At 67.0% G+C, this 11,468-nt stretch carries 10 protein-coding genes; 9 read left to right on the forward strand and 1 reads right to left on the reverse strand.

Annotation, left to right across the window (positions count from 1 at the left end; genetic code table 11):
- Positions 1-191 precede the first annotated feature (191 nt).
- A complete protein-coding gene (locus QRO91_RS20005; RefSeq protein WP_049429927.1) occupies positions 192-2,255 on the reverse strand; it encodes a 3-hydroxyacyl-CoA dehydrogenase NAD-binding domain-containing protein in 2,064 nt (687 codons plus the stop codon).
- Between the two features lie 235 nt (positions 2,256-2,490).
- Here QRO91_RS20005 and rpoE point away from each other — a divergent pair, with 235 nt between their 5' ends.
- The 9 genes from rpoE (at position 2,491) to recO (ending at position 11,160) form a co-directional block, all read left to right on the forward strand.
- Complete coding sequence (gene rpoE / locus QRO91_RS20010) at positions 2,491-3,111, forward strand: RNA polymerase sigma factor RpoE (protein WP_005410606.1); 621 nt, start codon at positions 2,491-2,493, stop codon at positions 3,109-3,111.
- Positions 3,108-3,989, forward strand: coding sequence for an RseA family anti-sigma factor (locus tag QRO91_RS20015; protein ID WP_197651207.1), 882 nt, complete (start codon positions 3,108-3,110; stop codon positions 3,987-3,989). Before rpoE ends, QRO91_RS20015 begins: the two co-directional genes overlap by 4 nt.
- A 74-nt stretch (positions 3,990-4,063) precedes the next feature.
- On the forward strand, positions 4,064-5,599 hold the full coding sequence (locus tag QRO91_RS20020) for a DegQ family serine endoprotease (protein ID WP_049429925.1): 1,536 nt from the start codon (positions 4,064-4,066) through the stop codon (positions 5,597-5,599).
- Between the two features lie 181 nt (positions 5,600-5,780).
- On the forward strand, positions 5,781-7,574 hold the full coding sequence (gene lepA, locus QRO91_RS20025) for a translation elongation factor 4 (RefSeq protein ID WP_005410603.1): 1,794 nt from the start codon (positions 5,781-5,783) through the stop codon (positions 7,572-7,574).
- 54 nt (positions 7,575-7,628) lie between these two features.
- Entirely contained in the window at positions 7,629-8,423 is a 795-nt protein-coding gene (gene lepB, locus QRO91_RS20030; RefSeq protein ID WP_049429924.1) for a signal peptidase I, read from the forward strand.
- Positions 8,424-8,475: 52 nt separating this feature from the next.
- A complete protein-coding gene (locus QRO91_RS20035) occupies positions 8,476-8,859 on the forward strand; it encodes a DUF4845 domain-containing protein (protein WP_005410601.1) in 384 nt (127 codons plus the stop codon).
- A complete protein-coding gene (gene rnc, locus QRO91_RS20040) occupies positions 8,849-9,529 on the forward strand; it encodes a ribonuclease III (protein ID WP_049429923.1) in 681 nt (226 codons plus the stop codon). Before QRO91_RS20035 ends, rnc begins: the two co-directional genes overlap by 11 nt.
- The gene (gene era, locus QRO91_RS20045) at positions 9,526-10,422 is read left to right on the forward strand and encodes a GTPase Era (RefSeq protein WP_005410599.1); all 897 of its coding nucleotides are present in this window, start codon (positions 9,526-9,528) and stop codon (positions 10,420-10,422) included. Before rnc ends, era begins: the two co-directional genes overlap by 4 nt.
- Before the next feature lie 18 nt (positions 10,423-10,440).
- Entirely contained in the window at positions 10,441-11,160 is a 720-nt protein-coding gene (gene recO, locus QRO91_RS20050; RefSeq protein WP_049429921.1) for a DNA repair protein RecO, read from the forward strand.
- The last annotated feature ends 308 nt before the right edge of the window (positions 11,161-11,468 follow it).

Here is an 11,468-nt window from a genome sequence, read left to right on the forward strand (position 1 = left end):
GGGGGGGGGGGGGGGGCGCGGGCGGCCCGCGCCCGCCGCCCCCCCGCGGGGGGGGGGGCCCCCCCCCCCCCCCCCCCCCCCCCCCCCCCCGCCCAACAAACAGAAAAGCCAGAGCCGCTTTGGCTCTGGCTTCTGCTGTGGAACTTGACGTTGCCTCTGCGGGTGCCGGGCCGCAGGCCCGGCCGATAAACTCACACCACCGGTTCGCGCAGGGCGGGGTTGTCCCAGCCCGGGCGCGGGGCGAAACGGTCACCGTGGCGCTGCTGCAGCGCCTTCAACCGCTCGACGATCGCATCGGCACCCACCGCACGGATGTGCTGGATCGGACCGCCACGGAACGGTGCAAAGCCGGTACCGAAGATCACGCCCGCATCCAGCAGGTCCGCATCGGCCACCACGCCTTCGTGCAGGCACGCCACGGCTTCGTTCAACAGCGGCAGGATCAGGCGGTCTTCCAGATCGGCCGGGGCCTGGTAATCGCTGGCCACGTCCGGCTTCTTCGGCTTGCCGTTTTCCCAGGTGTAGATGCCCTGGCCATCCTTCTTGCCACGCTTGTCCGGCTCCACCGTCTGCAAGGCCGCCGGAATCTGCAGGCCGAGGAACGGCGCCAGTTCACGGCCCACGCCCGCCGCCACGTCCAGGCCCACGGTGTCGATCAGTTCGATCGGGCCCATCGGCATGCCGAACTTCACGGCGGCCTTGTCGATCACCGGGCCTGGAATGCCTTCGGCGTACGCGGTGGCTGCTTCCAGCATGTACGGGAACAGCACGCGGTTGACCAGGAAGCCCGGGCTGCCGGCCACCGGTACCGGAAACTTGCCCAGCGCCTTGCAGAACGCGGCGAGGCGTCGCTCGGTCTCCGGCGCCATGCCGTCGTGATGGATGATCTCCACCAGCGGCATCTGCGCCACCGGGTTGAAGTAGTGCAGGCCGGCGAACTGCGCCGGGCGCTGGATGTGGTCGCGCAGCTCCACCAGCGGGATCGACGAGGTGTTGGTGGTCAGCAGCGCGTCCAGCTTCATCTTCGGTTCCAGCGTCTGGTACAGCGCGCGCTTGGCTTCCGGATTCTCGATGATCGCTTCGATCACCAGGTCGGCTTCGGCCACCCCGTTGCCTTCCAGGTCGGCACGCAGGCGTGCGGCCACGGCGGGGCGCTTGCTCTCGTCGCGCACCTTCTTGGCGAACAGCGCCTGCGCGCGTTCCATGGCAGGTTCGATGAAGCGCTGCTCGCGGTCCTGCAGCGTCACCTCGAAGCCCTTGTAAGCGGCCCATGCGGCGATGTCGCCACCCATCACGCCGGCGCCGACCACGTGCACATGGCGGATGCCGGAATCACCGCCGCCCAGACCCTTCAGGCGCTCGGTCAGGAAGAAAATGCGGATCAGGTTGCGCGCGGTCGGCGTGCTGGCCAACTTCACCACCGCACGGCGTTCGGCGTCCAGGCGGGCCTGGATCGGCTTGCCGCCGCTGCGCTGCCAGGTGCTGATCAGCGCATACGGCGCCGGATACTGGTCCTTCTTCGCCTTGCGCGCGACCTGCTTGACCATCTGCGGCGCCAGCAGGGTGCGGGCCAGCCAGGTGTTGGTCGCCCACGCCGTGGCGCGCTGCTTGAACGGGCGGGTGGTGCCGGACAGGGCCAGCGCCACGGCGGTATCGAGCACCACTGCCGGTGCCACCACCTTGTCGACCAGGCCGATGCCACGCGCGGCCGAGGCCGACAGGGTGCGGCCGGTCAGCATCATGTCCATCGCCGCCGGGGCGCCCACCAGCTGCGGCAGGCGCGCGCTTCCGCCCCAGCCGGGGAAGATGCCGAGCTGGGTTTCCGGCAGCCCGATGCGGGTGCTGCTGTCATTGGAAGCCACGCGGTAGCGGCAGGCCAGTGCCAGCTCGGTGCCGCCGCCCAGGCAGTGGCCGTGGATGGCCGCCACGGTCGGGCAGGGCAGCTCGGCCAACTTCTGGTAGGTGGCCTGGCCGCGGCGGATGGCATCGTTGACGGTGCCGCGACGATCGAATTCCTGGAACTCCTTCAGATCCGCGCCGGCAATGAACCCGGCCTTCTTCAACGACTGGATCACCACGCCCTTGGGTGGGTCCAGTGCGATGCGTTCCAGCAGGTCCCCCAGTTCCAGCAGCACGTCCTGCGACATCGCATTGACGCTGCTGTCCTGACGATCCAGGGAGAGAACCACCACGCCGTCGTCGCGGATCTCGGGGTGCCAGTGGCTGAAGCGGAGACCATCGAAGCCTGAGAGCATGGACGTTCCATCCGGTTGTGTATGGAGAAGCGGCTATGATCCAGAGGTTGTTTCCCCCGCGTCAAATCCCAATAGCAGGGGAGTGGCGACCCCGGATCCATGGCCGTGGACCGGGACGCTAACGGAACGGTGGTTAAAAGCTGGTGCGGCGCCAGGTGATCGGCGACTGAACTTTTCCCGGGATTGGCAGTCTCATTGCCCGACGTCGGTTGGGCTGACAGGAGTGCGGCCCCTCATGGCCGATGTTGATACACCTCAGGAGCTGGACCTGGAGCTGGTCCGGCGCGTGCAGCACGGCGAGAGCGCCGCGTTCGATGTCCTGGTGCGCAAGTACCAGCATCGCGTGGTGGCCCTGGTCGGTCGCTACATCGCCGACTGGAGCGAATGTCAGGACGTCGCCCAGGACACTTTCATCCGTGCCTACCGCGCGATCGGAAGTTTCCGTGGCGATGCCCAGTTCTCAACCTGGTTGCATCGAATCGCCGTGAATACCGCCAAAAACTACCTGGCTTCACACAATCGACGGCCACCGACCGATGACATCGACATCGGCGATGCCGAACAGTTCGACAGCGGTACGCGCCTGCGCGACACCGACACGCCCGAACGCGAGTTGATGCGCCAGGAGCTGGAACAGACGGTGATGAAGGCCGTCAACGCGCTGCCGGAAGAGCTCCGGTCGGCGATCACCCTGCGCGAGGTGGAAGGCCTGAGCTACGAGGAAATCGCGCAGAAAATGGGGTGCCCGATCGGCACCGTGCGTTCACGGATCTTCCGGGCGCGCGAGGCGATCGACACCGAACTCCGGCCGCTGTTGGACATCGGCAGCGCCACCCGTGAGAAGAGCCGCGTATGACCAGTAATCCGTTCAACGAATCGCAGAACCATCAATCGCCCGCCGGGCAGCGCCTGGACCAGCGCCATCGCGAGCAGCTGTCGGCCCTGGTCGATGGCGAGCTGGGCGCTGATGAAGCGCGCTTCCTGCTGCGCCGGATGGAGCATGACCCCGAACTGGCCGGCTGCCAGGAGCGCTGGCAGCTGCTGGGCGATGTGATGCGCGGGCAGGCGTCGGCACTGGCGCCTGCCGGGTTCAGTGCCGCCGTGGCTGCCGCCATCGCCGCCGAGCCTTCGCCGCAGGCCGAGCCGCGCCGTCAAGTGCGTCGCAGTGGCTGGCGGGCTTGGGGCGGTGGTGCCGCACTGGCCGCTTCGGTGGCGGCGGTGGCGCTGTTCATGGGCGGTGAGAAGCTGAAGGAAGCCACCCCGGGCGAGCCGCTGGCACCGCAGGTGATCGCCAGCCAGGCAGAGCTTCCGGCCGCACCGACCGATCCTGCCCCGATGACCGAGGCCTCTGCAGACACTGCGGCGATGGCCGTGGCGGCGGCTCCCGCCCTGGCGATGGCCGCTGCCAGTCGCCGCCAGGACAGCCGCCGCGCCAGTGCCACCCGCAGCCAGCAGGCCGCGCGTGCCGCCCAGCGCGAGGACGTGCCACAGCGCGCGGTGGCTGCTGCGCAGGCGCCGCTGATCCCGACCGTACCGGCCAGTGCCGGCCGCGACATGCCGTTTGGTGAGGTCAGTGGGCTGCAGGCCCGGCCGTGGCCGCGTTCCAGCCTGGCGCCTGCCGCCGGCGGCGCGCTCAATGCCAGTTTCCCGGCCCATACCGGTGGCGCCGCGTTCTACCCGTTCGAGCCGCGCCTGCAGGACGACCTGCCGTTGCCGCCGCGCCCGCGCGACTGAGCCGGGCGCCTTCACGCCCCGCCATCGGCGGGGCCCGTATTCCTCTTTCCATCCGATCCGGAGGTTGCCGTCCGATGACTCCCCGACTCCGCACGCAGGCCATGGGCCTGCTGGCCCTGACCCTGCCGCTGATGGCCTGCGCGCAGGCCCCGGCTCCGGCCGCCCCGACCCAGGCTGCGCCGGCCGCCGCGCCGAGGGTACCGGCGCAGCCGCTGGTCAGCGGCCTGCCCGATTTCACCAACCTTGTTGAACAGGTCGGGCCGGGTGTGGTCAACGTCGACACGACCATCGTCCGCAACAACCGTCAGGCTTCGCGGGGCCCGATGGGCGGTGACGACGACATGCCGGAGTTCTTCCGCCGCTTCTTTGGCCCGGACTTCCCGATGCCGGGGCAGGGACCAGGTGGGCAGGACGGCGGCCCCAGCATCAAGGGCCGTGGCATGGGCTCGGGCTTCATCATTTCGCCCGATGGCTACGTGCTGACCAACTACCACGTGGTGGCCGATGCCAGTGACGTGAAGGTCAAGCTGGGCGATAGCCGTGAGTTCAACGCCAAGGTGGTGGGCAGCGACCAGCAGTACGACGTGGCGCTGCTGAAGATCGATGGCAAGAACCTGCCGACCGTGCGCGTGGGCGATTCCAACACGCTGAAGCCGGGTCAGTGGGTTGTCGCGATCGGCTCGCCGTTCGGCCTCGACCATTCCGTCACCGCCGGCATCGTCAGCGCACTGGGCCGCAGCACCGGCGGTGCCGACCAGCGCTACGTGCCTTTCATCCAGACCGACGTGGCGATCAACCAGGGCAATTCCGGTGGTCCGTTGCTGAACACCCGCGGTGAGGTGGTCGGCATCAATTCGCAGATCTTCTCCGCCTCCGGCGGCTACATGGGCATCAGCTTCGCGATCCCGATCGACCTGGCGATGAGCGCGGTCGAGCAGATCAAGAAGAGTGGCAAGGTCACCCGCGGCCAGCTCGGCGCGGTGGTCGAACCGATCGATGCGCTGAAGGCGCAGGGCCTGGGCCTGCCGGACAGCCGTGGTGCGCTGGTCAACCAGATCGTGCCGGGCAGTGCCGCGGAGAAGGCCGGTGTGCAGATCGGCGACGTGGTGCGTTCGGTCAATGGCAGTCCGGTCAACAGCTGGTCCGACCTGCCGCCGCTGATCGGCGCGATGGCGCCGGGCAGCCGGGTCACCCTGGGCGTGATCCGCGACGGCAAGCAGCGCGATCTCAGCGCCACCCTTACGGCGCTGAACGAAGACGGGCAGGGCAATGTTCGTGCGGCCGCTGCCGCCAAGCCCGATGCGGCACCGCAGGCCGGCGCCAATGCCCTGCTGGGTCTGGACGTGAGCGACCTGACCGCGCCGCAGCGCAAGCAGCTCGGCCTGGATGGCAACGAAGGCGTGCGCATCACCGGGGTCAAGGGCCAGGCAGCGCGTGATGCCGGCCTGTCTCCGGGCATGGTGATCCTGCAGGTCGGCCGCACCCCGGTTGGCAGCATGGAGGCCCTGAACCGGGCGCTGTCCAGCTACAAGAAGGACGATGTGGTGATGCTGCTGGTGCGCACAGGCAACGGCAACAGCGCCTTCGTGGCGGTGAAGGCCGGCCAGTAAGGCTCGCCCGGGGCCGCCCACGCGGCCCTTGTTCGTCCCCCGAAGCCCCGCCCTGGCGGGGCTTCGGCCGTTCCGGGCCCGCCCCGATGAGACCGCTTTCGCGGCGGGGCGCCGGGCATGCGATAATCGACCGTTACCCTGACGACGCCGCGCGCCGCCGCCACCTATGTCTTCTGATTCGATGCGGAACATCCGCAACTTCTCCATCATCGCCCATGTCGACCACGGCAAGTCCACGCTGGCCGACCGCATCATCCAGCTTTGTGGTGGCCTGCAGGCCCGCGAGATGGAAGCGCAGGTGCTCGACTCCAACCCGATCGAACGCGAGCGTGGCATCACGATCAAGGCGCAGTCGGTGTCGCTGCCGTACCTGGCCAAGGACGGGCAGACCTACCACCTGAACTTCATCGACACCCCCGGCCACGTCGACTTCTCCTATGAAGTCAGCCGTTCGCTGGCCGCCTGCGAAGGCGCGCTGCTGGTGGTCGATGCGGCCCAGGGCGTGGAAGCGCAGTCGGTGGCCAACTGCTACACCGCGGTGGAGCAGGGCCTGGAAGTGGTGCCGGTGATCAACAAGATCGACCTGCCGACCGCCGACATCGAGCGTGCCAAGGCCGAGATCGAGGCCGTGATCGGCATCGACGCCTCCGATGCCGTGCCGGTCAGCGCCAAGACCGGCCTGAACGTGCAGGACGTGCTGGAAGCGATCGTGCATCGCATCCCGCCGCCGACGCCGCGCGACACCGAGAAGCTGCAGGCGCTGATCATCGACTCGTGGTTCGACAACTACCTAGGCGTAGTCTCGCTGGTGCGCGTGATGCAGGGCGAGATCAAGGCCGGTGACAAGCTGCAGGTGATGTCCACCGGCCGCAACCACCAGGTCGACAACGTCGGCGTGTTCACGCCGAAGCGGAAAGTGCTGCCGGCGCTGCGTGCCGGTGAAGTGGGTTGGGTCACCGCCAGCATCAAGGACGTGCACGGTGCGCCGGTCGGCGACACCCTGACCCTGGCCGGCGACCCCGCACCGAAGCCGCTGCCCGGCTTCCAGGAAATGCAGCCGCGCGTGTTCGCCGGCCTGTTCCCGGTCGACGCCGAGGACTACCCGGACCTTCGCGAAGCGCTGGACAAGCTGCGCCTGAACGATGCCGCGCTGCGCTTCGAGCCGGAAAGTTCCGAGGCGATGGGCTTCGGCTTCCGCTGCGGCTTCCTGGGCATGCTGCACATGGAAATCGTGCAGGAGCGCCTGGAGCGCGAATACAACCTGGACCTGATCAGCACCGCGCCGACGGTGGTGTATGAAGTCCTGAAGACCGATGGCTCGATCATCAACATGGACAACCCGGCCAAGCTGCCGCCGGTGAACCAGGTCGAGGAGATCCGCGAGCCGATCATCCGTGCCAACGTGCTCACCCCCGAGGAGTACATCGGCAACATCATCAAGCTGTGCGAAGAAAAGCGCGGCAGCCAGATCGGCATCAACTACCTGGGCAGCCAGGTGCAGATCAGCTATGAGCTGCCGATGGCCGAGGTGGTGCTGGACTTCTTTGACAAGCTGAAGTCGGTCAGCCGTGGCTATGCCTCGCTGGACTACCACTTCGTGCGCTTCGACGCCGGCCCGTTCGTGCGCGTGGATGTGTTGATCAACGGCGACAAGGTCGATGCGCTGTCGCTGATCGTGCACCGCAGCCATGCCGACCGCCGTGGCCGGGAGCTGTGCGAGAAGATGAAGGACCTGATCCCGCGCCAGATGTTCGACGTCGCCATCCAGGCCGCCGTCGGCTCGCAGATCATCGCCCGTACCACGGTCAAGGCCATGCGCAAGAACGTGCTGGCCAAGTGCTATGGTGGCGACGTTTCGCGCAAGAAGAAGCTTCTGGAAAAGCAGAAGGAAGGCAAGAAGCGCATGAAGCAGGTCGGTCGTGTGGAGATCCCGCAGGAAGCGTTCCTGGCCGTGCTGCAGATGGACAACAAGTAATCCCGCACCGGCCCTGCGGGGCCGGTCGTCCGGTGACGTTGCAAAGGACCCTGAATGAAACTGTTTGAGATCCTCCTGGTCGTGCTGACCCTGGCCTCGGGCCTGATCCTGCTTGCGGACAAGCTGTACCTCGCCAAGCGTCGCGCCCAGCGCGCCGGCCTGCTCGACTCCGAGCCGGTGCTGGTGGATTACTCGCGTGCGTTCTTCCCGGTGCTGGCGATCGTGCTGATCGTGCGCAGCTTCATTGCCGAACCGTACAAGATCCCGTCCAGCTCGATGATGCCGAACCTGCTGATCGGCGATTTCATCCTGGTCAACAAGTTCTCTTACGGCCTGCGCCTGCCGATCAGCAACACCAAGATCGTGCCGTTCGGCGAGCCTTCGCGTGGCGACGTGGTGGTGTTCCACTTCCCCGGCCACAGCGACAACGACCCGGCCAAGGGCGAGAACTTCATCAAGCGCGTGATCGGCGTGCCGGGTGACACCGTGGTCTTCGAAGGCGACGGCGTGACCCTCAATGGCGAGCCGCTGAAGTACGACAACAAGGGCATCTACGCCGGCCACAAGGGCCAGGGCGAAGGCGCCAACCTCCTGGTCGAGCACCTGCCGGGCCGCACCCACACGGTGCTGGAGACCGACTACCCGCGTGGCCAGGGCCAGTGGACCGTGCCGGCCGGCAAGTACCTGGTGATGGGCGACAACCGCGACAACAGCGACGACGGCCGTTTCTGGGGCCTGTTGCCGGAAGAGAACCTGCGCGGCAAGGCCTTCCTGATCTGGCTGAACTGCCAGGGCTGGTTCTGCAAGGATGGCTTCGAGCCGTCGCGGATCGGCTCGAGCATCAACTGACCGGGCATCAACCGAGTACCTTCACATCCAGCGCGTATCTGGGGAGAACGCAATGAAGACGATGAACACGCAGCGTGGCATGACCCTGACCTCGTTCCTGACGGTCCTGATCGTGGTGGGTTTCTTCCTCTACATCGGCATGAAGCTGTTCCCGATGTACCAGGAGTACTACGCCGTGCGCTCGGCGATGAAGAGCCTGGCCAACGAGCCGGGCGTGGGCAGCATGGAGCCGTCGCGCATCCAGGACCTGTTCTTCAAGCGCCTGTACATCAACTACTCGGACAATGTGAAGCCGGCCAACGTGAAGTTCGACCGTCGCGACAATGGCTGGACCCTCAAGGTCAACTACGAAGTGCGTCGCCAGCTGATCGGCAACCTCGATGTGGTTGGCAAATTCGATTCTTCCCAGGACCTGACACGAAGCGGTGCCCAGTAAATTCATCCAACGCGGCGACCTCATCGGTCATCCCTTCGGCGATCCGGCCCTGCTCAAGCAGGCGCTGACCCATCGCAGTGCCGGTGCGCCGCACAACGAGCGTCTGGAGTTCCTCGGTGACAGCATCGTCAACATGATGGCGGCCGAGGCGCTGTACCGACGCTGGCCCAAGGCCGACGAAGGGGCGATGACCCGTGCCCGTGCCGAGCTGGTGCGTGAAGGCGCGCTGGCGGTGATCGCGCGCACCCTGCAGCTGGGCGAGCGGCTGACCCTGGGCCCGGGCGAAATGAAGTCCGGCGGCCATCGCCGCGACTCGATCCTGGCCGACGCGGTGGAAGCCGTGGTGGCTGCGATCTACCTGGATGCCGGCTTCGAGGCCTGCCGGGCGGTGGTACTGCCCTGGTTCAGCGCTTCGATCGAGGCGCTGCCGGCCTCCGGCCGCCCCGAGAAGGACCCCAAGACCCGCCTGCAGGAATGGCTGCAGGCCCGACAAAAGGCGTTGCCGCAGTATGAACTGGTGTCAGAATCCGGTGACGACCACGCCAAGCACTTCCGGGTACGCTGCAACGTAGCCGACCCGGCCGCCAGCACCGAGGGCGAAGGCGCCTCGCGGCGGCTTGCCGAACAACAGGCGGCTGCGGCCGTCCTAGAACAACTGGATTCCAAGTGAGCGAACAAACTCCCCATCATTGCGGCAGCGTGGCCGTCATCGGCCGCCCGAACGTGGGCAAGTCGACCTTGACCAATGCCCTGGTCGGCGCCAAGGTCAGCATCGTTTCCAACCGCCCGCAGACCACGCGCCATCGCCTGCTGGGTATCGCCACCTATCCGGAAGGCCAGCTCGTGCTGGTCGACACCCCCGGCCTGCACAAGGTGCAGAAGCGGGCGATGAACCGGGTGATGAACCGTGCCGCGCGCGGCTCGCTGGAGGGTGTCGATGCCGGCCTGCTGGTGATCGAGGCCGGTCGCTGGGATGAAGAAGACAGCTTGGCCTTCAATGTGCTGCGCGATGCCGGCATTCCGGTGGTGCTGGTGGTCAACAAGATCGACCGTCTGAAGGAAAAAGGCGCGCTGCTGCCGTTCCTGCAGCAGGTGACCGAGGGCCGTGATTTCGCTGCCGTGCATCCGATCTCGGCGCAGAAGCGCAACGGCCTGGAAGCACTGGTGCGCGACGTACTGAAGCTGCTGCCGGAAGCGCCGCCGATGTTTGGCGAGGACGAGATCACCGACCGCAGCCAGCGTTTCCTGGCCGGCGAACTGGTACGTGAGCAGCTGATGCGCCAGCTCGGCGAAGAGCTGCCGTACGCCACCACCGTTGAGATCGAACGCTTCACCGAGGACGGCAACCTGTTGCGCATCGGTGCGGTGATCTGGGTCGAGCGCGAAGGCCAGAAGGCGATCGTAATCGGCAAGGGCGGCGCCCGCCTCAAGGAGATCGGTGCCAAGTCCCGCCTGCAGATGGAGCGTCTGTTCGGGGCCAAGGTGTTCCTTGAGACCTGGGTGCGCGTGCGCGAAGGCTGGTCCGATGACGAGGCCGCGCTGAAGGCCTTCGGTTACGAGTAAGTCATTGCGGTCGCTTCGATGATGATCGAGGACGACACCGGCTTCGTGCTGCATGCACGGGCCTACCGCGAGACCAGCCTGCTGGTTGAGCTGTTGAGCGCGCAGCATGGCCGCATCGGCCTGCTCGCGCGTGGTGTTTCAACCGCGAAGGGGCAGGTGCTGCGTGCCGCCCTGCAGCCGCTGCAGTGGATCCGTTTCAGTGCCCAGCAGCGCGGTGAACTGGCCCAGCTGCGTGGCGCCGAGGCGCTGGATGCCGCACCGCGGCTGGTCGGCCAGGCGATGCTGGCCGGCTTCTACCTGAGTGAACTGACCCTGCGCTTGGCCCCTCGCCAGGACCCGTTGCCTGAGTTGTATCTGGCCTATGGCGAAGCGCGCGCGCGGTTGGCGGTGGGTGCCGGCCTGGCCTGGACCCTGCGTCGCTTCGAGCGCGAACTGCTGGCCGCACTGGGCCTGGGCTTCGAACTGGACAGTTCGAGCGACGGCCAGCCGATCGACCCGGCGGCACGTTACGAACTGGACCCGCAGGAAGGGCCGCAACGACTGCTCAGCGAGCGCGGCGGCGAGCGCCGCGCCGCCGCCACCGGCTCGGCATTGCTGGCGTTGGCGGCCGACGAGGAGCCCGATGCGGCCGACCTGGCCAGCCTGCGCCTGCCGATGCGGCGGGTGCTGGCCCATCATCTGGGGGCCAAGGGCCTGAAGTCCTGGGAACTGCTGGAGCAGCTGGCTCCCCGGCGGTAGGGGGTGTTCGGCAGGGCTTGCAGCCCTGCACCTGCCGAAGCCGAAGCCGAAGCCGAAGCCGAAGCAACAGCAAAAGCTGGCTATCCGTGGGTAGGCGGGGTAGGTCCGGTTGAGGGGGACGCTGCAAGTACGTCCATGTAAGCTCGGTCGCCGCATCCATGCGGCTCACGCCCCCTCAACCGGACCCACCCCGCCTTCGACAGTTTTCCGCGAGTTGTCGGAATGGCACGGGGTCGGATCCGTTTTCCACAGGAAAATGGATCCGACCCCAGATTGATCTCGATATCTGACAGAAATTCATCCACGCA

The sequence above is a fragment of the Stenotrophomonas maltophilia group sp. Smal32 genome, assembly GCF_030237085.1.
Lineage (GTDB): Bacteria > Pseudomonadota > Gammaproteobacteria > Xanthomonadales > Xanthomonadaceae > Stenotrophomonas > Stenotrophomonas maltophilia_Q.